20 protein-coding genes and 2 pseudogenes are annotated in these 19,823 nt (G+C 60.7%); 11 read left to right on the top strand and 11 right to left on the bottom strand.

Going from position 1 to position 19,823, the window contains the following annotated elements; all coding sequences use genetic code 11:
• Positions 1 to 5: 5 nt before the first annotated feature.
• A pseudogene (locus EEQ99_RS35585) lies at positions 6 to 155 on the bottom strand (TolC family protein); the annotation flags it as partial.
• A 391-nt stretch (positions 156 to 546) separates the two neighbouring features.
• On the opposite strand from EEQ99_RS35585, the gene EEQ99_RS06180 reads away from it, so the two are divergent.
• A complete protein-coding gene (locus EEQ99_RS06180) occupies positions 547 to 798 on the top strand; it encodes a KTSC domain-containing protein (protein ID WP_029868399.1) in 252 nt (83 codons plus the stop codon).
• A 207-nt stretch (positions 799 to 1,005) separates the two neighbouring features.
• On the opposite strand, the gene EEQ99_RS06175 is transcribed toward EEQ99_RS06180, so the two are convergent.
• The 3 genes from EEQ99_RS06175 to ung form a co-directional block, all read right to left on the bottom strand.
• Complete coding sequence (locus EEQ99_RS06175) at positions 1,006 to 1,611, bottom strand: alpha/beta hydrolase (protein ID WP_029868400.1); 606 nt, start codon at positions 1,609 to 1,611, stop codon at positions 1,006 to 1,008.
• 11 nt (positions 1,612 to 1,622) lie between these two features.
• Positions 1,623 to 2,555 (bottom strand): VOC family protein, encoded by a 933-nt coding sequence (locus tag EEQ99_RS06170; RefSeq protein ID WP_029868401.1) that lies wholly within the window; start codon positions 2,553 to 2,555, stop codon positions 1,623 to 1,625.
• 135 nt (positions 2,556 to 2,690) lie between these two features.
• On the bottom strand, positions 2,691 to 3,392 hold the full coding sequence (gene ung, locus EEQ99_RS06165) for a uracil-DNA glycosylase (RefSeq protein WP_029868402.1): 702 nt from the start codon (positions 3,390 to 3,392) through the stop codon (positions 2,691 to 2,693).
• Between the two features lie 239 nt (positions 3,393 to 3,631).
• Here ung and EEQ99_RS34875 point away from each other — a divergent pair, with 239 nt between their 5' ends.
• The 3 genes from EEQ99_RS34875 (at position 3,632) to EEQ99_RS06155 (ending at position 6,945) form a co-directional block, all read left to right on the top strand.
• The gene (locus EEQ99_RS34875; RefSeq protein ID WP_174824436.1) at positions 3,632 to 5,056 is read left to right on the top strand and encodes a phosphomannomutase; all 1,425 of its coding nucleotides are present in this window, start codon (positions 3,632 to 3,634) and stop codon (positions 5,054 to 5,056) included.
• A gap of 39 nt (positions 5,057 to 5,095) precedes the next feature.
• The gene (locus EEQ99_RS34870; RefSeq protein ID WP_063474422.1) at positions 5,096 to 6,523 is read left to right on the top strand and encodes a mannose-1-phosphate guanylyltransferase/mannose-6-phosphate isomerase; all 1,428 of its coding nucleotides are present in this window, start codon (positions 5,096 to 5,098) and stop codon (positions 6,521 to 6,523) included.
• A gap of 116 nt (positions 6,524 to 6,639) precedes the next feature.
• The gene (locus EEQ99_RS06155; protein ID WP_047611819.1) at positions 6,640 to 6,945 is read left to right on the top strand and encodes a hypothetical protein; all 306 of its coding nucleotides are present in this window, start codon (positions 6,640 to 6,642) and stop codon (positions 6,943 to 6,945) included.
• Between the two features lie 56 nt (positions 6,946 to 7,001).
• Here the strand turns inward: EEQ99_RS06155 and EEQ99_RS06150 are convergent, their stop codons facing one another.
• Complete coding sequence (locus tag EEQ99_RS06150) at positions 7,002 to 7,958, bottom strand: endonuclease/exonuclease/phosphatase family protein (protein ID WP_029868433.1); 957 nt, start codon at positions 7,956 to 7,958, stop codon at positions 7,002 to 7,004.
• 282 nt (positions 7,959 to 8,240) lie between these two features.
• Between EEQ99_RS06150 and EEQ99_RS06145 the strand changes: the two genes are divergently transcribed.
• Positions 8,241 to 9,257 carry an NAD-dependent epimerase/dehydratase family protein gene (locus EEQ99_RS06145; RefSeq protein WP_029868434.1) on the top strand — a complete coding sequence of 339 codons (1,017 nt, stop codon included), beginning with the start codon at positions 8,241 to 8,243 and terminating at the stop codon, positions 9,255 to 9,257.
• A gap of 30 nt (positions 9,258 to 9,287) precedes the next feature.
• On the opposite strand, the gene EEQ99_RS06140 is transcribed toward EEQ99_RS06145, so the two are convergent.
• Both EEQ99_RS06140 and EEQ99_RS34480 read right to left on the bottom strand, forming a co-directional pair.
• On the bottom strand, positions 9,288 to 9,602 hold the full coding sequence (locus EEQ99_RS06140) for a hypothetical protein (RefSeq protein WP_029868435.1): 315 nt from the start codon (positions 9,600 to 9,602) through the stop codon (positions 9,288 to 9,290).
• Between the two features lie 248 nt (positions 9,603 to 9,850).
• On the bottom strand, positions 9,851 to 10,003 hold the full coding sequence (locus tag EEQ99_RS34480) for a hypothetical protein (RefSeq protein ID WP_009988813.1): 153 nt from the start codon (positions 10,001 to 10,003) through the stop codon (positions 9,851 to 9,853).
• A gap of 448 nt (positions 10,004 to 10,451) precedes the next feature.
• Between EEQ99_RS34480 and EEQ99_RS06135 the strand changes: the two genes are divergently transcribed.
• The 6 genes from EEQ99_RS06135 (at position 10,452) to EEQ99_RS06110 (ending at position 16,677) form a co-directional block, all read left to right on the top strand.
• On the top strand, positions 10,452 to 11,153 hold the full coding sequence (locus EEQ99_RS06135; protein WP_097596444.1) for a CerR family C-terminal domain-containing protein: 702 nt from the start codon (positions 10,452 to 10,454) through the stop codon (positions 11,151 to 11,153).
• Positions 11,150 to 12,160, top strand: a complete 1,011-nt coding sequence (gene hlyD / locus EEQ99_RS06130; protein ID WP_097596443.1) for a secretion protein HlyD — start codon at positions 11,150 to 11,152, stop codon at positions 12,158 to 12,160. Before EEQ99_RS06135 ends, hlyD begins: the two co-directional genes overlap by 4 nt.
• On the top strand, positions 12,157 to 13,914 hold the full coding sequence (locus tag EEQ99_RS06125; RefSeq protein WP_047611561.1) for an ATP-binding cassette domain-containing protein: 1,758 nt from the start codon (positions 12,157 to 12,159) through the stop codon (positions 13,912 to 13,914). Before hlyD ends, EEQ99_RS06125 begins: the two co-directional genes overlap by 4 nt.
• Positions 13,911 to 15,038: an ABC transporter permease gene (locus EEQ99_RS06120; RefSeq protein ID WP_047611563.1), complete on the top strand. Its 1,128-nt coding sequence runs from the start codon at positions 13,911 to 13,913 to the stop codon at positions 15,036 to 15,038. The genes EEQ99_RS06125 and EEQ99_RS06120 overlap by 4 nt, the downstream gene beginning before the upstream one ends.
• Position 15,039: 1 nt before the next feature.
• The gene (locus tag EEQ99_RS06115) at positions 15,040 to 16,152 is read left to right on the top strand and encodes an ABC transporter permease (RefSeq protein ID WP_047611565.1); all 1,113 of its coding nucleotides are present in this window, start codon (positions 15,040 to 15,042) and stop codon (positions 16,150 to 16,152) included.
• A gap of 129 nt (positions 16,153 to 16,281) precedes the next feature.
• A complete protein-coding gene (locus EEQ99_RS06110; protein WP_097596442.1) occupies positions 16,282 to 16,677 on the top strand; it encodes a DUF1236 domain-containing protein in 396 nt (131 codons plus the stop codon).
• Here EEQ99_RS06110 and EEQ99_RS06105 read toward each other — a convergent pair whose 3' ends face one another.
• From EEQ99_RS06105 to EEQ99_RS06090, 4 genes and pseudogenes are all read right to left on the bottom strand, one after another.
• Positions 16,678 to 16,890: a hypothetical protein gene (locus tag EEQ99_RS06105; RefSeq protein WP_028758592.1), complete on the bottom strand. Its 213-nt coding sequence runs from the start codon at positions 16,888 to 16,890 to the stop codon at positions 16,678 to 16,680.
• Positions 16,891 to 16,988: 98 nt separating this feature from the next.
• Positions 16,989 to 18,518 carry a winged helix-turn-helix domain-containing tetratricopeptide repeat protein gene (locus tag EEQ99_RS06100; protein ID WP_097622352.1) on the bottom strand — a complete coding sequence of 510 codons (1,530 nt, stop codon included), beginning with the start codon at positions 18,516 to 18,518 and terminating at the stop codon, positions 16,989 to 16,991.
• A gap of 103 nt (positions 18,519 to 18,621) precedes the next feature.
• Positions 18,622 to 19,665 (bottom strand): Gfo/Idh/MocA family protein, encoded by a 1,044-nt coding sequence (locus EEQ99_RS06095; RefSeq protein ID WP_028758594.1) that lies wholly within the window; start codon positions 19,663 to 19,665, stop codon positions 18,622 to 18,624.
• A gap of 9 nt (positions 19,666 to 19,674) precedes the next feature.
• Positions 19,675 to 19,823, bottom strand: a pseudogene (locus tag EEQ99_RS06090) (ThuA domain-containing protein); the annotation flags it as partial.

Here is a 19,823-nt window from a genome sequence, read left to right as displayed (position 1 = left end):
TGAGGCTCAGTGAAGGATGATTGTCCATCCTTGTAGCTGCCGATTGAAAGCGCAAGGGAATCCTGCGTAGTCTTCGCCTGAGCGCGTAGCGCCTGACCGGTTTGCGTGTCGCGGTGAACGGACGACAATGCATTCTCGACCTCTTCGATGGCGCTTTCTCGAAATTTTGCAGGCAGATCGGTTGTCGGAGGCACGTGGCCACGCCCACTCAAGCAACTCGCCAGTGATAGTAGCACTACTGTCGCGAGAAACAGCAATCTGTAATTGTTCATATCTGGGAGAGCGCTACGGTTAATATTCCGCTATATTTTAATATATGACGGTTAATCCGTCGTTAAGCGGAGCGCATATGGTGTTTCACGTCATCTTTGCGGTTAATATTTCCCGAGTGGAAGAATCGCGGCTGTCGGATTTCCACAGGAGAGACCTTCGAAAAAGCTGCATTAATCAACTAAAACGAGAGCGTACACGAAAAAATGAACGTTAAAGAAGATCGCGCTTGACGCCCCCGCGGGGCAGCATAAAGATGGTGCGTTGCGAGCGTGAATGACATTCTTGATTGGGAATCTCAGATCCAAAATTGCGGGGTGCAAAGTGGAAACTGCGGTTGATTCGAAACTTATCGAGGCAATCACCTACGACGAAGACAGCCGGCATCTACGGGTCTATCTGACCAACGGTCAGAGACGAGAATATGAAGGCGTTCCCAAGGGTGTCGTCGTCGGGTTGACGATGGCGGAATCCCCGGGAAATTTTTACATGAAGGCAATCAGGGGCAAATATCCTCCTCGCCCCTAAAGTCTTATCGATAACGGACGATGGGATCATCGTGCCAGCAAAGATGCGGGACCGGCAATCGTCGGTCCCGCAAATCAGTCTCCCGCCAGCTAAAGCTTGTCGCCCAAAAGTGTGCAGCGGTTTTGCGACCACGACATGCGTAAAACCAAGACCTAAAGCGCCAGGAGCGAATCTGAAAGATTGCGACGCGCTTTAGAGGTGTACGCTTCAATAATCGCCGAGAAAATCGCGGACCGCATTGATCTCAAGCGGCGCAATCTCGTGTCCACCGGGATGCCAGACCACCCTGACATCAGCCCCTCGGCTCTTAAGATGGTCGGACAGCGCCTCGGTCATGGGAACGGGAGCGATCGGATCTCGCTGCCCTGCCGTCACCAGCACCTTTTTTCCCGCAAGCGTCGACTGGTCTTCAGGTTGAAACGGAATGAGCGGGTGCATCAAAACCGCAGCATCGAAGATACCCTTCTCGATCAGCACGTTGGCAAGAATATTTGCGCCGTTTGAAAAACCCAGGCCGAGAATCTTGGAAGCCCGGTGCTCGTCGGCAAACGCCTTGACGTAGGCGGCCATCTTTTCCGTCGCTCGCAAGAGGTCGGGCATATCGTAGACCCCCTCCCCGGTGCGGCGAAAGAATCGCGCCGCGCCATGTTCGGAAACATCTCCGCGCGGCGAGAGTATCGTCGCCTCGGGCAGCAGGCGCCGGCCGAAGTCGAAGAACTGGTTTTCGTCACCGCCGGTGCCGTGCAGTACCAACAGGATGGGTTTATCCGGTGCACCGGCATACAGCCGGTGCACATATCCGGTTTCGGTCATATCGCCTCTCCTTACGCTTCGAGCGGCTGCAGATGCTGCTCGAGCAGCGCGCGAAGATGGGCGTGCTGCTGCGGCAGCTTCAGGGCTTCGCCGAGATGGGCCGTATCTTCGTCGCGATCGAAGCCGGGCTCATTGGTCGCGACCTCGAACAGCACACCGCCCGGCGTGCGGAAATAGATCGCCCAGAAATAATCGCGGTCGATCACTGGCGTGACCTGGTAGCCGGTGTCCATCAGTGCCTTGCGCACTTCGAGCTGCTTCTCGCGGTTTTCGACGGCGAAGGCGACATGGTGAACGGAGCCGGCGCCGGGAAGCGCGCGGGCAATGTTCGGCATGGTTTCGAGATCGATGAGATGCGCGCCATTGCCGGAGGGTTTGATCAGCCGCTTGACGCCATCCCTTTCCTCAGACACCTCGTAGCCCATGAACTTCAGGAGTTCGGCCGTGGCGCCCTCGTCCCTCAGCCGCATGGCGACAGAGTGGAAGCCGCGAATGGCATGGTCCTCGCTGATGCCGCCCTGTGCCCAGGGCTGACGCGCATCATCCCTGACCTCGACGAGCGCGAAGCCGTCGCCATCGGGACCGGAGAAGTTCAGCCTCTTTTCGCCGAAACTTTCCTCCGCCTTCAGTCCGCCGAGACCGAGCGCGGCCAAGCGATCGCTCCAGAAGCCGAGCGAGCCTTGCGGAACGGAAAACACCGTCGTGCCGACCTCCCCGGTGCCGGGACGGCCCTGCGCCATCTTCGGGAACGGGAAATAGGTCATCACGCTGCCGGGCGTGCCGATCTCGTCACCGTAGTAAAGGTGATAAACGTCAGGCGCGTCGAAGTTGACGGTCTTCTTGACGCGGCGCAGGCCGAGCGCATTGGTGAAAAACTGGTTATTGGTGCGGGCGTCCTGCGCCATCGACGTGACGTGGTGCAGACCCTTGATCTGATCGAGCATGTGAGACCCCTTTCATGCCCGCCGTTGCGGGCTTTCGATGAGGCTAAGATGCGCGCTGCAGCTCCTGCGGAACAGACCCTTAGATCAAAACGCATTGTCTTCTTTTAGTGAACGAATGCTCGCTTACGTTCACAACTAGGCTTCGTGGGGATTGGCCGGCAATTGCCAGTCGATCGGTTCGCGTCCGCGCGACTGCAGGAAGGCGTTCGCCTTCGAAAAATGCCCGCAGCCGAAAAAGCCGTTATGGGCGGAAAGCGGCGAGGGATGCGGCGCCCGGAGCACGAGATGCCGCGTTGTATCGACGAAGGCGGCCTTGCGCTGGGCATAGGAACCCCAGAGCATGAAGACGACGGATTCGCATTCATCATTGACCTTGCGGATGACGGCGTCGGTGAAGCGCTCCCATCCCTTGCCCTGATGAGCCGCCGCCTGTCCTTCCTCGACCGTCAGCACGCTGTTCAGCAGGAGCACGCCCTGTCTTGCCCAATGCTCGAGAAAACCGTGACGTGCCGGCACTATGCCGAGATCCGTTTCCATCTCCTTGTAGATATTGACGAGGGAGGGCGGGATGCGCACACCCGGCCGGACACTGAAGCACAGCCCATGGGCTTGCCCGAGCCCGTGATAGGGGTCCTGGCCGAGGATGACGGCCTTGACGTTGGAGATCGGCGTCAGATCGAGGGCGCGGAAATATTCGCTGCCCTTGGGGAAAATCCGCTTTCCGACTTGCTTCTGCGCGATGAGGAAGGATTTGAGCTGTTGCATGTAGGGGCTTGAAAACTCCCCCTCCAGCGCAGCCTTCCAACTCTCCTCGAGACTGACGGATGTATCGCTCATCTAGGAAAATCCTTCGCATAGGACGAAACAACAGACACACGGTTCTAACAAAATCGATCTACGCTGCAATGCCTGCTGGATCAGCAATGGGTCTACGCCCTCAGAATTCAGCAAGAGAAGATTGCAAAAGCCTGCGTGAAACATCATCCTCCGTGTTTAACTATATGTGAGCTTTGGTGTTTACGCCGGCAGGCGGCCTGAGTAGAAACTTGATCGTGCAATCGGAGCCATGTCTTCCTATGAAATTCGGCACGAGCGGCCTTCGCGGACTTTCAGTCGATCTCAAGGGACGCGCCTCTGCTCTCTACGCCACCGCGTTCGGCAAATATCTGTCGCAGACCGGCAAGGCGCAGGCCGGCGACGTCATTCTGATCGGCCGTGATTTTCGCGATTCAAGCCCCGAAATTTCGGGAAATTGTGCAGGTGCGCTCGCCGCGCTCGGCTTCCGGATATTCGACTGCGGCAATGTCCCCACACCCGCTCTTGCCCTCTATGGCCTCGAGAGCAACGCCGCATGCCTGATGGTTACGGGCTCGCATATTCCGGCGGACCGCAACGGCATCAAGTTCTATCGTCCCGATGGCGAGATCGACAAATCGGACGAGACGGCAATTACCGCATCGGCGGCCGAGATCGAGCGAACCGGTGAAGCGGTGACGCAGGCGCCGGCCGAGACGGAGGATCATGAAGCGATCTGCCGGCAGCTCTTTTTTGAACGCAATGCCGCCCTGCTTCCGCAAGGCGCGCTGTCCGGCATGAAGATCGGCGTCTACCAGCACAGCACCGTCGCCCGCGATCTGCTGGTTGACGTTCTCGCTCATTACGGCGCTGAGATCACCGCTCTCGGACGTTCGGAGAGTTTCATCCCCGTCGATACCGAGGCTGTTTCCGAGGAGACGATCACGCTGATGAAGCGCTGGGTGTCCGAGCACAAGTTCGATGCAATCGTCTCGACCGATGGCGACGGCGACCGTCCGCTGGTCGCTGACGAAACCGGCGCCCCCTTGCGCGGCGACCTTCTCGGCCTTGTGGCAGCCAATTTCTTGCGCGCCGGGACGGTGGTGACGCCGGTTACGTCAAATTCCGGCATCGAGGCCGCAGGCTCTTTCGCCGTCAGGCGCACCCGCGTCGGCTCGCCCTTCGTCATATCCGGTATGGAAGAGGCCGTAGCCGCCGGCGAAGATCATGTCATGGGCTTTGAAGCCAATGGCGGGCTGCTGACAGCAACCCCTTTCGATATCAACGGCAGAGCCGTGCGCGCCTTGCCGACGCGTGATTGTTTTGTCCCGATGCTCGCAATCCTGTCGCTCGCCGCTATCCGCAGGCAGCCGCTCTCAGCCATTGCCGCCTCCTATCACCTGCCCTTTGCCGCTGCCGATCGGCTGGAGAATTTTCCGGTGGAGACGAGCGCGGCACTGATGGAGCATCTGCGCACCTCGGAAGAAAATCTCCGGGCTTTCCTGCAGCCGATCGGCGAGGTGGCCGCGAAATCCGATATCGACGGACTTCGGGTGACGCTAGGAGACGGCGGGATCATTCACTTCCGCCCATCCGGCAATGCGCCTGAGATGCGCTGCTACGTGGAGGCCGGCAGCGAAGCTGCAGCCCTGGACTTGCTGAAGACAGGGCTCAATCGAATAAGAGACTGGGCAAGCGCCCGGTGACATGTGACGAACAAGCCGTTTATCTCAAGGAACCCGCCTATGACGCAGAAAATCGTTCCCGTGATCATGGCCGGCGGCAAAGGCACGCGGCTCTGGCCGCTTTCCCGTGCCACCGCACCGAAACAATTCATCCAGTTCGTCGGCGACAAGACGTTGTTTCAGGAAACTCTCGAACGCGTTTCCGATCCCGAACTCTATGAAGCTCCGATCGTCGTCACCAATGAGGAATTCCGCTTCCTGGTCGCCGAACAGGCTCGAGAGCGCGCCATCCCGCTCGCAGCGATCCTGCTCGAACCGGTCGCCCGCAACACAGCCGCAGCGGTGGCCGCGGCCGCAACGCTTGCAGCTGACCTCTTTGGCAAGCACACCATCATCCAGATGCTCGCCTCGGATCACGAGATCCTCGCCGACAAGAGCTATTTCGATTGCATCCGCATCGCCCGCGATGCCGCTGCCGACGGCAAGCTCGTAACCTTCGGTATCACGCCGACGGAGCCAGCGACGGGTTACGGCTATATCGAGATCGGCGATGCCCTCGAAAATGGTGCGCACAAGGTCGTCCGCTTCGTGGAGAAGCCGGCATTGGAAACGGCCGAACGGATGCTCGCCGACGGCGGCTTCTACTGGAATTCAGGCATCTTCATGTTCCCGGTGGCGGAGCTCGTCGCCGAACTGCAGGAATATGCGCCCGATGTGCTGAAGGCGGCCAGCAAGGCCGTTTCGAAAGCAAGCCGCGACCTCGATTTCACCCGCCTCGACGCCGACCATTTCGCCAAGAGCCCCGATATCTCCATAGACTATGCGATCATGGAAAAAACGTCCAAGGCGGCTGTCGTCCCCTCACCGTTCAAATGGTCGGACATGGGCAGCTGGGATGCCGTCTGGAAATCAGGCGCACGCGACGACAACGGCAACGTCGCCGCCGCCAACACCACCGTCGTCAATACCCGCAACTCGCTCGTCATGACCCATGGCGTGCATCTTGCCGTCCAGGGCATGGATGATGTCGCCGTCATCGCCAGCGAAGACGCCGTCTATGTCGGACCGCTCAAAGACAGCCAGAATGTCGGACAATTGGTCAAGATGCTGGCCTCTAAGTCCGCCACGGCGAAATTCGCCGAAACCCATCCGACGTCCTACCGTCCCTGGGGCGGCTATACCTCCATCTTCAACGGCGATCGTTTCCAGGTGAAGCGCATCTTCGTCACGCCGGGCAAGAAGCTCTCGCTGCAAAAACACCACCATCGCTCCGAACACTGGGTCGTCGTCAAGGGAACGGCCGAGGTGACAGTCGGCGAGACCGTTCGGATGCTGCGCGAGAACGAGAGCGTCTATATTCCGCTCGGCGAAGTTCATCGTCTCGCCAATCCCGGCAAGATCGTCCTCGAACTCATCGAGGTGCAGACCGGCTCCTATCTCGGCGAAGACGACATCATCCGTATCGTCGATGAGTTCGGAAGAACGTAAAATCGCAGCCGCAGCCGCTGGTCGGCCTGCGGCGCGACCACCTTCGCTGTTGAATTCGCTCTCGGAGTTCTCGTAGAATGGGCGCACCGAAAGACATGACTGGAGATATCCCCCTGATGCGTATCATGACCGCCCTCGCCGGATTTCTTTCAGTCATGTTGCCGGGAATGGCGTTAGCCGAAACGGGAAAGATGCGAACCGCAAGCGAGGCTGAAATTCGCCAGCACCTGCCGGGCACGTCGGAGCTGAAAGAAAGCAGCAACGGTTACGAGTATCGCAAGGGCAACGCCAATGGCTATAAGATCACCAACGGCCAGGTGTGTGTCCGGTTTCCCAACAAGTCGACCGACTGCGTCAGCGTGAAGACCGACGGCGAGAAATTTCAGATGATCGACAAAAAAGGCGGCAGAACGAGATTTTGACTTTGCCCCGGGCAAGCTCTCTTGCCCCCGGCAAGGTCATCTTGCCCCCGGCAAGCTCACTTTGCCGGTGAAGTTTCGCCACCCTTGTCGAGAACGAATTCGGCGATCAGGCCTGCATGGTTCGAGCCGAGATTGTCATCGAGACGTTTCAGCGATCGCAGATGAAGCGGCGTGCGGGCAAATATGTGGTCGATGGCGATCCCGAGCGCGCCGGCGGCAACCGGCCATGTTGCCGGTTCCGGCACGATCGTTATCAGCTGCTGTTCACGCAGAAAACCTTGGATGCTTGGAGCGATCACCGAGGAGTTGAAGTCGCCTGACAACACCAGAGGGCCGTCGATCGAACCCAGCACTTTGCCGAGATCTTCCAATTCGGCCATCTGGAAATCGTCGAAATATGGTTTGGTCAGGTGCGCCGACACCAGATTGATGGTCTCGCCGCCGAAGTCGACGCTCGATATCACCAGCCTGTTTTTTCGGAGGCTGCCCATGCTGGCGACCTGCCGGCTAACGAACGGGCGCTTGGACAGCACCAGCGTATCGCACGTATCTTTCCCACTGTCGCAGCCGATATGATAGGGATAGGCCTTGAACAATTGCTGCAGATGGAATGTCAGCGGCTTGGCTTCGAGCAGATTGACGACATCGGCATTCGACGCAATCACCATATCGGTAATTTCGGTCGAGTTTTTCCAGTTGTCGATCGCAATGTTGAACGACATCAGACGAAAAAGCGGCGGCGTGTCCGCTGCTCTGCCATCCTGCGAGAACTCGCGCAGCATGACGACGCCGTGAGCGATGAGAAGAAGCGAGACAAGCAGAAGGATAAAGCCGTAGATCTGTCTTTTGACGGCCAGAATGACGAGGCTGGCGGCAACGAAGACGACACCGAGGTGGAGTTGAAAGCTGTAGACAAAGGACAGCAGCCAGAAGTTCGTCACATAGCGCAGCGACACGATCGCGATGGCAACGGTCAGAAACGCGCAGAGAATCCAATAGATTATGTTTCTCATCGATCCTGACCTGCTTGCAGACGACCAGCCGGCCATAACATGCAAGCCTCAATGTTGCAATGCAGCATAATGCCCGGGAGGGATGGCTGCCGGCAGGGCAAAGATCGGCGGCCGGCCGTCATCCGGCAAGACAGCGGCGGGCGGGCCGACGGCAGCCGAGACGAAGCTGTTGCCGTCTCTTTCAAAGACCTATCGACTCGGCCTCTTTTTATCTTGTAAGTGGGGGCACTTTGATGCGGAATCGGCTCTTTGCCGTCGGCAGGGAGCCGAGAAAAGGTGGGAATGCGCTACTTCATTACCGGTACGGCCGGCTTTATCGGTTTTCATCTGGCCAGGCGCCTGCTGCAGGAAGGGCATGACGTCACCGGCTTCGATGGCCTCACTCCCTATTACAACATCAAGCTCAAGGAGATGCGCCATGCGGCACTCTCCCAGTTTCCGGCGTTCAAACCCGTCATATCAATGCTCGAGGACCGGCCGGCGCTGGAATCGGCTGTTCTGGCAGCCAAGCCCGACATCCTGATCCACCTCGCCGCGCAGGCCGGCGTGCGTTACAGCCTGGAAAATCCCGAGGCCTATCTCCGTTCGAACGTCGAAGGCTCGTGGAACATCATGGAAATCGCGCGGCGCGTCGACGTCCGTCACCTGATGCTGGCTTCCACGTCATCGATCTACGGCGCCAATGAGACCGTCCCCTTTCGCGAGACCGATCGGGCCGACGAGCCGCTGACCATCTATGCCGCGACGAAGAAATCGATGGAGTTGATGGCGCACAGCTATGCCCATCTTCACAAGATTCCGACCACGGCCTTTCGCTTCTTCACCGTTTATGGCCCATGGGGCCGGCCCGACATGGCGCTGTTCAAATTCACCAAGAACATGCTGGAAGACCAGCCGATCGAGATCTACGGCGAAGGCAATATGAGCCGTGACTTCACCTATATCGACGATCTCATTGAAGCGATCGTCAGATTGTCGGCAATCACCCCGAGCGAAGAAAACCGCCTCGACGACGCGGGCATCGAAACGCTTTCGCGCCAGGCACCCTTTCGTGTCGTCAATATTGGCGGAGGCCAGCCGGTCAGCCTGATGAATTTTGTCGAAACGGTGGAAAAGGCGCTCGGCCGTCCCGCTATCCGCAAGATGCTGGCGATGCAGAAGGGTGATGTGCCGCGCACATTCGCCGCCCCCGATCTGCTCGTCGCGTTGACGGGATACAAGCCGGATACGACCCTGGATGTCGGCGTCAAGGCCTTCGTCGACTGGTATCTCGACGTACGCGGCGAACTTGGCGCCTAATTATTGCTGAACTGTTTCCAGTCGATCCCGTCAGCGGAGAAATGTCACCGCGCTCACGACATCGACCGCCTTCGAAAACATATAGTCGACGACAACGCTCAGGCTCCGCGAATAGGTCTTGAGCCGATAACCCTCACCCTCGACCGTCACGGGGCTGTGCAGGACGAGGGGAATGCCGGGGCGCACGAAACCGGCGCGTGTGGTCAAGGGAACCTCAGGCGAATGGCCGATGGCGGATGTGTACATCAGGTCGCGGGCAAGGCTGGCGGGGCCCATAGCGAACGCCGGCCCGGCAGCGGCACTGATGGTCACGGTCAAGGCGATGGCGGCAAGAGTTCTGCGCATGTCGAGGTCCCCGTTTGCAGATCGGCGGGCTTTCAGCCCGGCTCCAAACGATCGATGCGTCTGTCCACGCTTCGGTCGCTTTCATGAGATCACTCTACACATCAGTATTTTCAGCGCTTTTAAGCGGATCGGTCAAATTTTAAGAAATTTGATTTTCTGTCCGGAAGGGCTCGATACGCAGAAAGAAACAGGGTCCCGGCCGCGGGCCGAGAACGCAATCGGCAAGGACCTGGGAGCTACATCGCAGTCTACAGAATGCGATCCAGCTTCTTGTTGATATGCAGGTTCGGCATCAATCCCGCGCTTTGCGCGGCATGATAGGATTCCCGGGCCGCATCGAATGAGATCGACCACATGATGGCGCTGAGCAGGAGCGCAATGATATAAATCTGAATACGCATCGAACCGGCGATACGGAAAGAGCAAGGCAGTTTTGTGTCAAAACATGGCCATAGGCTTCACGAAAAAGTGGCAGGCTTTTGGGTCGCAGCCGGCTGATACCAGACACATTAGCGTCGTGAAAATTAGCGATATTGCAGCGCTACCCTGTTAGCAGCCGACCCCGAGGCTTGGTTCCTCTTCCCACTCCGAGAACCCTAAGAGGTCCGTTCCCCACGGGCCTCTTTGCTTTCTTTCGAATCGTTTTCCAGAACAGCCGAGATCACCTGTTCCGATCCACGCTGAACCGCTGAACGCCCATCTCGATCCCAATCCGGCCAACGCATCCACCACGAAACGATGCCACGTTTCTGCCTTTGCCTTTGTACCAGCGAAGGCGTAGACCGCCGGCTCGGCTTAATAATATATCAATCGATTGACTTATTTGTTTGGCGGCGTTATAAATCTGTCATGACCCAAGAACATGACACACAGCCACCGGCCCCCGCCCGCGCCGATATCGCGCGGCAGAAGATGCTCTCCGCCGCTCTCGACGTCTTCGGCCGGTATGGCTTCGACGGTGCTTCGACACGCCAGCTGACAGAGGCGGCCGGCGTGAACCTGCAGGCAATCCCCTACTATTTCGGCAGCAAGGAAGGTCTCTACATCGCCACCGCCGAGTATCTGATGGCCCGCATCGACACGCATGTCGGCGACATGAGGGCGCGCATCGGCACGCATCTGCTGGCGCTCGACGCCGCCGGCGAACGCCTCGCCGAAGCTCAGGCCCGCCTCTTCCTCACCGAAATTCTACAGACCATGGTGACGCTTTTCGTCGGCAAGGAATCCGAATCGTGGGCGCGCTTCCTGATCCGCGAGCAGATGGAGCCGACCGAGGCTTTTGCGAAGGTCTACCAAGGTATTATGCGGCCGATGATCGAGATGGGCCGGCGGCTGATCGGCGCGATCCTTCGCGAAGACCCCGCCTCGGAACATGTGCGCCTGCGCACCTTCAATCTTCTCGGCAGCATCCTGGTCTTTCGCGTCACCCACGCGGCCGTGCTTGCTCAGATGGAATGGGACACCATCGGCCCGGAACAGGTGGAAACCCTGCGCGGCCTCGCCGCCGAACTGGTTGATGTCCTCGGCCCGCCGAAGGGAGGCGCAGCATGAAACGCATCCTTCCTCTCGCCATCCTCCTCCTTGCGGCGAGTGCCGCCGCCTGGTGGTACGGCCTGCCCGAAAAGCTCGGCTGGCAAGCCGAGGCCCGCCGAGAATTCGTCCTTTACGGCAATGTCGATATCCGCCAGGTCTCGCTCGGCTTCCGCGTCAGCGGACGCCTCTCCGAACTGCGCGTCGACGAGGGCGATGTGGTCAAGAGCGGAACGGTTCTGGCGAAACTCGACGCCGCCCCCTATGAATTCGCCGTCCGCTCCGGAGAGGCCAATGCAGCAGCCCTTCGAGCGACGCTCGACAAGCTGAAGGCCGGCCCACGGCCGACCGAAATCGCCCAGGCGCGCGCCGCCTATGACGAAAGCCTCGCCGATCTCCAGAATGCCAACCTTGCCTATGACCGCGCCCGCCAGTTGCGCCCGCAGGGCACGATTTCCGAGGCGAGCCTCGACCAGGCGACCGCTGCACGGGCGATGGCCGCCGCCCGCTCCCAATCCGCCAACGAGGCGCTGAAACTGCTGCAGGAGGGGTCACGCGTCGAGGATATCGCGGCCGCCGACGCGCAGGTGAAGGCTGCCGAGGCAACCCTGGCCTCGGCCCGCACCTCGCTGGAAGATGCCGAACTGCGCGCCCCGAACGACGGCGTCATCCTTTCCCGCGTGCGGGAAAATGGCGCCATCGTCTCGCCGGCGGATACCGTTTTCGTGCTGTCCTTGACCGAGCCCGTCTGGGTGCGCACCTATGTTGCGGAGCCCGATCTCGGCCGCATCCACCCCGGCATGAAGGTTTCGGTCGCCTCCGATACGGCGCCCGACAAGCCCTACGAAGGCACGATCGGCTTCATCTCGCCGGTCGCCGAATTCACTCCGAAATCGGTGGAGACGCCGGAACTCCGCACCGACCTCGTTTATCGCCTGCGGATCGTCATCGACAAGCCCGGCCCGGATCTGCGCCAGGGCATGCCGGTCACCGTGCGCCTTCCCATGCCGACGGCAGGCGGACAATGATTGCCGCCGAGACCGGCTCGCTGACAGGTTCGGACGACAAGCCGCTCGTCCGGATCGACGGCGTCACCAAGCGCTTCGGCGACGCACCCGCCGCCCTCGACACCGTCTCCGGCACGATCGGCGGCGGCGCGATCACCGGCCTCGTCGGCCCTGACGGCGCCGGCAAGACGACGCTGATCCGCCTGATGACCGGTCTGATGCTGCCCGACACGGGAACGATGGAGGTTCTCGGCTTCGACACCAGGAAGAATGCAGCCGGCATCCAGGCGGCGATCGGCTACATGCCGCAGCGCTTCGGCCTCTATGAGGATCTCTCGGTGCGGGAAAATCTCGATCTTTATGCCGATCTGCGTGGCTTGCCGAAGAGCGAACGCGCGAGCGCCTTCGACGAACTGCTCACCTTCACCGATCTCAAGCGGTTCACCGGCCGGCTGGCCGGGAAACTCTCCGGCGGCATGAAGCAGAAGCTCGGCCTTGCCTGTGCGCTTCTGAAGAAGCCGCGCCTGCTGCTGCTCGACGAGCCGGGCGTCGGCGTCGATCCGATCTCGCGCCGCGACCTCTGGAAGATGGTCGAGAACCTGACGAAGGAAGGCATCGGCGTGCTCTGGTCGACCGCCTATCTGGACGAAGCGGAAGCCTGTGATCACGTGCTGCTTTTGAACCAGGGCAAGCTGCTCTTTTCGGGAAAACCGATGGAGATGACCGAGCGCGTCAAGGACCGGGTCTTCAGGGTATCCAATGTCACCGGCCGCCGCCGGCAGGTGCTCGCCGAACTCCTGCAGGCCGATGGCGTCATCGACGGCGTGATCCAGGGCGAGGCGATCCGCCTGGTCGCGGCGAAGGACAAGAAGCCCGATATCAGCAAGGCCGGCGATGGCGCAACACTCGCCCCTGCACCGCCGCGCTTCGAGGATGCCTTCATCGATATGTTGGGCGGCGGTCCGGGTGGCCGCTCCAGGCTCGCAGAAGCTCAGCAGTCGCTGAAGGCTGAGAACGACCGGCCGGTAATCGAGGCCAAGGGCCTGACCAAGCGCTTCGGTGATTTCACCGCTGCCGACGATATCAGCTTCGATATCCGCCGCGGCGAGATCTTCGGCCTGCTCGGTCCGAACGGCGCCGGCAAGTCCACCACCTTCAAGATGCTCTGCGGCCTGCTGAAGCCGACCGGCGGCGAAGGCCGCGTTGCCGGTTTCGATCTTCGCCGTGATGCCGCCGAAGCCCGCAACCAGCTCGGCTACATGGCGCAGAAATTCTCGCTCTACGGCGATCTCACCGTCATGCAGAACCTCGAATTCTTCTCTGGCGTCTATGGCCTTCGCGGAAAACACCGGCGCGAGCGCATCGACCTGATGGCGGACATTTTCGATTTCGGTCGCCATGCCGGCGAACCCGCCAAAGATCTGCCGCTCGGCCTGAAGCAGCGCCTGGCGCTTGCCTGCGCCGTTATGCACGAGCCGCGCGCCCTCTTCCTCGACGAACCGACCTCCGGCGTCGATCCGATCACCCGGCGTGAATTCTGGACGCATATCAATGCGCTGGTCGAAAAGGGCGTCACAGTGCTCGTCACCACCCATTTCATGGACGAGGCCGAATATTGCGACCGAATCTCACTGATCTATCGCGGCCGCTCGATTGCGCTCGGCTCGCCCGATGAATTGAAGGCGCGGGTCGCGACCAAGGAGCAGCCGGACCCGACGATGGAGGATGCCTTCATCGCCCTCGTGCAGCAATCGGAAGTGGAGGATGCCGCATGAGTGTCTCCTCCGGTCGGCTTCGGCGTCTTTCAGCCCTGGTGCGCAAGGAAAGCTTGCAGGCGATCCGCGATCCGAGCAGCATCCTCATTGCCTTCGTGCTGCCGCTGATCCTGCTTTTTCTGTTCGGCTACGGCGTCTCGCTCGATACCACCCGCACCCGCATCGGCCTCGTGACCGAGGAGATGACGCCGCTGACGCAGGATCTGTCGGCCAGTTTCCAGGCCTCACGCTATTTCGATGTGGCGATGGGCCGTGACCGGCGTCTTTTCGAAGAAGACCTCGTGGTCGGCAAGGTGCGCGGCGTCGTCGTCATCCCGGCCGATTTCACCACGCGCTACACCGCCGGCAACCGTCCCGATATCCAGGTGATCGTCGACGGCTCCGATCCGAACACGGCGAATTTCGTGCAAAATTATGCCCAGGGCGCCGTCGCCAACTGGGAGCGGCAGAGACAGGCGGACGTCGCCTCGCATAGTCCCGCCATCGCGGTCGAGCAGCGCTTCTGGTTCAATCCTGAACTGACAAGCCGCAATTTCCTCGTGCCGGGCTCGATCGCCATCGTCATGACGCTGGTTGGCACGCTTCTGACCTCGCTCGTCGTCGCCCGCGAATGGGAGCGTGGCACCATGGAGGCGATGATGGCGACGCCGGTGACGGCGGTCGAACTGCTCGCCGGTAAGATCCTGCCCTATTTCCTGCTCGGCCTCACCTCGATGACGCTCTGCGTGCTGCTTGCGGTCTTCCTCTTCGGCGTGCCGTTCCGCGGCTCCGTCGCCGCCCTTTATACACTCTCGGCCGCCTTCCTGATCCCGGCGCTCGGCCAGGGCCTGTTGATCTCGACGGTAACGAAGAACCAGTTCCTCGCCTCGCAGTTGGCGCTGATTACAGCATTTCTGCCGGCCTTCCTGCTGTCGGGCTTCCTCTTCGAGATCAATTCCATGCCGACCGTGATCCAGTGGATCACCTTCATCGTGCCGGCGCGTTACCTGATCCCCAGCCTGCAGACGGTCTTCCTCGCCGGCGACATCTGGCCGATGTTCGTGAAGGCGATATCGGTCATGCTGACGATCGGCGCCATCATGTTCATGCTTGCCGCCCGCAGCACCAGAAAGAGGATCGGCTGAGATGGGATGGACAAGGCTTTACGCCCTCATCGTCAAGGAACTGCTGGCCGTGCTGCGCGATCCCAAGGGTCGCGCCATCCTGATCGGCCCGCCGATCGTCCAGCTTCTCGTCTTTTCCTACGCCGCAACTCTCGAAGTCCGTAATGTCGATATCATGATCCTCAACCGCGACAGTGGTCACTGGGGCCAGGAACTGATCGAGCGTATCGATGGCTCGCCGACCTTTCGCCGGATCGAGATGGCGGGAAGCCAGGCGGATATCCAGGTGGCGATCGATACCCAGACAGCCATTGCGGCGATAGAGATCGGCCCGGATTTTTCGCGCAATATCGAGGCGGGAGCGCCGGCCGACCTGCAGGTGGTGCTCGACGGCCGCCGCTCCAACGCCTCGCAGATCGTCGCCGGCTACCTCTCACAGATAGGCGCCGGCCTTGCTGCCGAGACGCCGGCCGGCAAACGGGCCGGCGCCGACATCGTCTCGACAGTGCCGCGCAACTGGTTCAATCCGAACCTCACCTACCAATGGTTCATGGTGCCGAACCTGATCGCCAGTATCGCGCTCCTGATCGGGCTTATCGTCACGGCGCTGTCGATTGCTCGCGAACGCGAGCTCGGCACCTTCGACCAGCTGATGGTCTCGCCGCTGCGCATGCACGAAATCCTGATCGGCAAGCTGATCCCGCCGATGATGATCGGCCTCTTCCACATCACCGTCTATATCCTGGCTGCCGTCTTCCTCTTTGAGGTGCCGCTGCGCGGCTCGCTCTTCCTGCTTTACGGCAGCGCGATCTTCTATCTCGGTTCGGTGGCCGGCCTCGGCCTGTTCATCTCGGCGCTGTCGATGACGCAGCAGCAGGCGATCCTCGGCGCCTTCCTGTTCATGGTTCCGGCCATGCTGCTCTCAGGCTTCGCCACGCCGATCGAGAACATGCCGAGCTGGCTGCAGCCGATAACCCTCATCAATCCGCTGCGCTATTTCCTGGTGATCGTCAAAGGCGTTTTCCTCAAGGATATCCCCTTGAGCGAGGTAGTGAACCAGACGATCCCGCTGGCGCTGATCGCCGCCGTCACACTCAGCGCCGCCGCCTGGCTCTTCCGCCGGCGGCTGGAATAAGGCATCCCGACCCATGCCTGGGCCACCTCACACAATGTGAATCAGCCTTCCAAAGCGTGACCCTCTCCTGCTGGAACCTCGAATTGGCGCGGTCGTTACCCAAACGCAACCCCAGTAAGGAGAAGCAAAATGTACAAGGTCCTACTTGTCTCCAGCGCTATTGCGCTGTCGTCTCTTGCAACCAATGCGCTCGCTGATGGCGCCGTGACCGGTGCAGCCGGTGGCGCCATCACCGGCGCGATCGTCGGCGGCCCCGTGGGTGCTGCCATTGGCGGCGTGGCCGGCGGTGTCGCCGGTGCCGTTGTCGACCCGCCGCCGCGCGAGGTCGTGACCTATGTCCAGCAGCAGCCGGCCCCGACTGCTTCCGTGGTCGTCCAGGAACCGATCGTCGTCGGCAAACCGCTTCCGGCAGACGTCGTCGTAACGCCGGTCCCTGACAACCCGAGATATGCTTATACGGTCATCAACAATCAACGCGTGATCGTCGAACCCCGCACCCACCGTGTGGTGCAGGTCATCGAATAATCAGGCAACCGAAGCCGCCTGCTGCGGCTCGGCAACTTCCGGCCCCGCTTCGGTGGGGCCTTTTTTCGTACGCTCGCGCCAGCTACCGATCAGCGAGAACAGAAGAATAAGGCGCTGTGGCAACTTGAACTCCTGCGGTAGCGTCTCTATTGGAATTCGCTCGCCATAAAGCTTGCCCTGTTTGAGCGACAGAATATGCATGCTGGAAAGCATCAGCCGACCCTCCATCCCGATTGATGGGATCAGCGTGGCTGACGCAACGGGGCTGGGTCCTTAAAGTCCGACTAAAAACTGCAAAAACTTGCAAAAGCCTATGGCCGCGGCCGCATCCCGGCGCGCGCCAGCCCTTCCAGAACCGGCGCAAAACGCTGGGGATTCTTGGCCGGCTGACCCGCCAGAATGCCTTCCAGCGTCACATCAGGTGCCATTTTCTCGAGCGCGCGCAGGAACTGCCGCGCCTGCTCCATATTGCCGAGATGCGCGTGTGCGGCGATCAGCATCCAGTAAGTCGGATCGAAATGGGCGTTCAGCGCCCGCGAGCGTGACGCAAATGAAAGTGCTTCCTCGTAATTGCCGCGAAAGATTTCGGCCATGGCGATGCCCGTCAGAGAAAAACGCGCATCCGGATCGCGGGGTCCCAATTTCAGGGCGCGATGCATGCGCTCGAGCGCATGCTCGATATCGCCGCAGTGCAAAGCCGCAATGCCGGAGCAAGCCGCGACCAGAAGATCGTTGGGATTGGCGGCAGCGGCCGCCTCCAGCACAGCCATGCCGCCTTCATAATCCTTGCCTGTCTGCAGCAACGCCATACCGCAATGGGCCATCACGCGGGGATCGCCGGCCGAATGCTGAAGCCCGCGCCGGGCAAGACTGACGCATTCCGCCTTGTCGTCCGTCCCGAGCCGCGGCCAGCCCATGGTAATGCGATGTTCGAGCACCCAGGCGGCATGCGAAAGCAGCATCGCATTTTCCGGCTCCATGGCGAGCGCCTCCTGCAGCAAGGCATAGGCGGCGGCATTGCTTTCGATCGACTCGTCGATGATCGCGGCAAGGGCGCGCAGATAGAGATCGTAAACTGCCGGACTGTTCGGCCGGTCACGTCGTGACCTCTGGATTTCGGCGATCTCGATCGCCGGCTCGACGATCGAGGCGACGCGTTCGGTGATATGGTCCTGGAAAGCGAAGACGTCGCTGATGCCGTCTTCAAAATGATCGGCCCAGAGATTGGCCGCGGTCACGCCGTCGACCAGCTGTACATTGATACGCACCTGCGCCCCTTCCCGCCGGATGCTGCCTTCGAGCACATAGCGCACGCCCAGTTCTCGGGCCACCTCTCGCACATCGACACTGCGTCCTTTGTAGACGAAGGCGGAATGACGCGAGACAACGGAAAAGGAGCGGAAGCGCGCAAGGGCGGTGATGATCTCCGCCACCACACCATCGGCAAAATAATCCTGGTCGGCATCGCCGCCGAGATTGACGAAGGGAAGAACCGCGACGGAAGGCGGCTGCGACGCCACGGGCCCGCCATCCTCCTGGCGCGGCAGGCGGTAGCCGACCCTGGGAACGGTGACGATCCACTCCGTGCCATCCGGCCTTGCGCCGAGAAGCTTCCTGAGCGCGGCAATCTGAACCGTAAGGTTGCCTTCCTCCACGGCAAGCCCCGTCCAGGCCCTGTCAATCAGATCCGCCTTGGTGACGACCCGGCCCTCAGCTTCCAGCAGCAAGCCGAGCAGCGCCGCCGGTCGCGGTCCCGCCGCAACGGATTTCCCGTCCCGCCACAGGCTTCCTGTCACGGGATCGTAAAGGAACGGACCAAAGGAGAGCCTCGAGCTGCCCATGCAGAAGCATAGCGTCAAAACCTCGCAAACGAAAAGCCGATGACGCGCCGATGCGCTGCGTAAGCCGCCGTCGGATGAACGGCGGCTTATCCAGCGGACAGGATCAGACCTTCAGCTCGCGCCGTTCGCGCTCGGTCACCATGGCGAGGTCGAGCACCTTCTGCAGGTTGGCGGCGTGGCGGAAGTTCGGGTCCGGCTGGATGCCGCTTGCCACGGCCTCGGCAAAACGCTCATAGTTGGTCGCCACCGGTTCAACCTCGATCTTCGTCCAGGTGGCGGTTTCGACATCCTCGCCGAGGCAGCCATGCAGCTCGGAACCGTTGGGACGATGGATGACCTCGAGGCTGCCCCTCTCGCCATAAATGCGCAGCTTCAACTCGTTCAGATGCCCTGTCGCCCAGCGGCTGGCATGAATGACGCCGAGTGCGCCATTGGCGAAATCGACGGACATGGTGAAGCTGTCATTGGCGTCGAGCAGATATTCGCCGATCTGACCGCCCGGCGCCTTGTTGAAGGTCTTCAGCCGCGCAAAGACGTGGTCGATGTCGGTCGCCGCGCCATAGGCGGCGAAATCCAGAATATGGATGCCGACATCGCCGAGCACGCCATTCGAGCCGTGGCCGGTGGAAAGCCGCCACAGCCAGGTGGACTCGGTGCGCCAGTCGCCCCAGGCGCGCGACACCAGCCAGCTCTGGAGATAGGATGCTTCCACGTGTCTGATCGTGCCGAGCTCGCCGGCGAGCACCATCTCACGGGCGCGCTGCAGCGGCGCGACGTTGCGATAGGTAAGGTTCACCATGTTGATGACGCCGGCCTTTTCGGCCGCCTCCGTCATCTCCAGCGCCTTCGCATAATTCTCCGCCAGCGGCTTTTCGCAGAAGACGTGCTTGCCCGCAGCAATCAGCGCCATCGTCGTCGGGTGATGGATGCGGTCGGGCGTGACGTTCGTCGCCGCATCGAACTCGCCCCAAGCGATCGCCTCCTCCAGGGAAAGAAACCGCTTTTCGATGTTGAATTTGTCGGCGAAGGCCGAAAGCCGATCGGGATCGGTGTCGACGGCGCCAACCACTGTCACGCCATCGATGAGGGGGAAGCGGGCGAGCTGGTTTTTCGCCATCACGCCCGTGCCAAGAACGAGTAATCGCATGGATGCTCCTCAGCGGTAACCGGCTTCGCCGGCTTGGTGTAGTTTCGGGCCGCGTTCGACGATCGGCTCCAGTGCTTTTTCTACCGGCACATTTGGAGCGTCGGTGATACCCGTCAACGAGCCCTCAGGGTTATAGGCCCACTTCACGCCGTTGATCA

This window comes from Rhizobium anhuiense, from assembly GCF_003985145.1.
GTDB classification, from domain to species: domain Bacteria; phylum Pseudomonadota; class Alphaproteobacteria; order Rhizobiales; family Rhizobiaceae; genus Rhizobium; species Rhizobium anhuiense.
The sequence above is the reverse complement of the archived record's forward strand: the minus strand, read 5'-3'. Positions and strand labels throughout refer to the sequence as shown.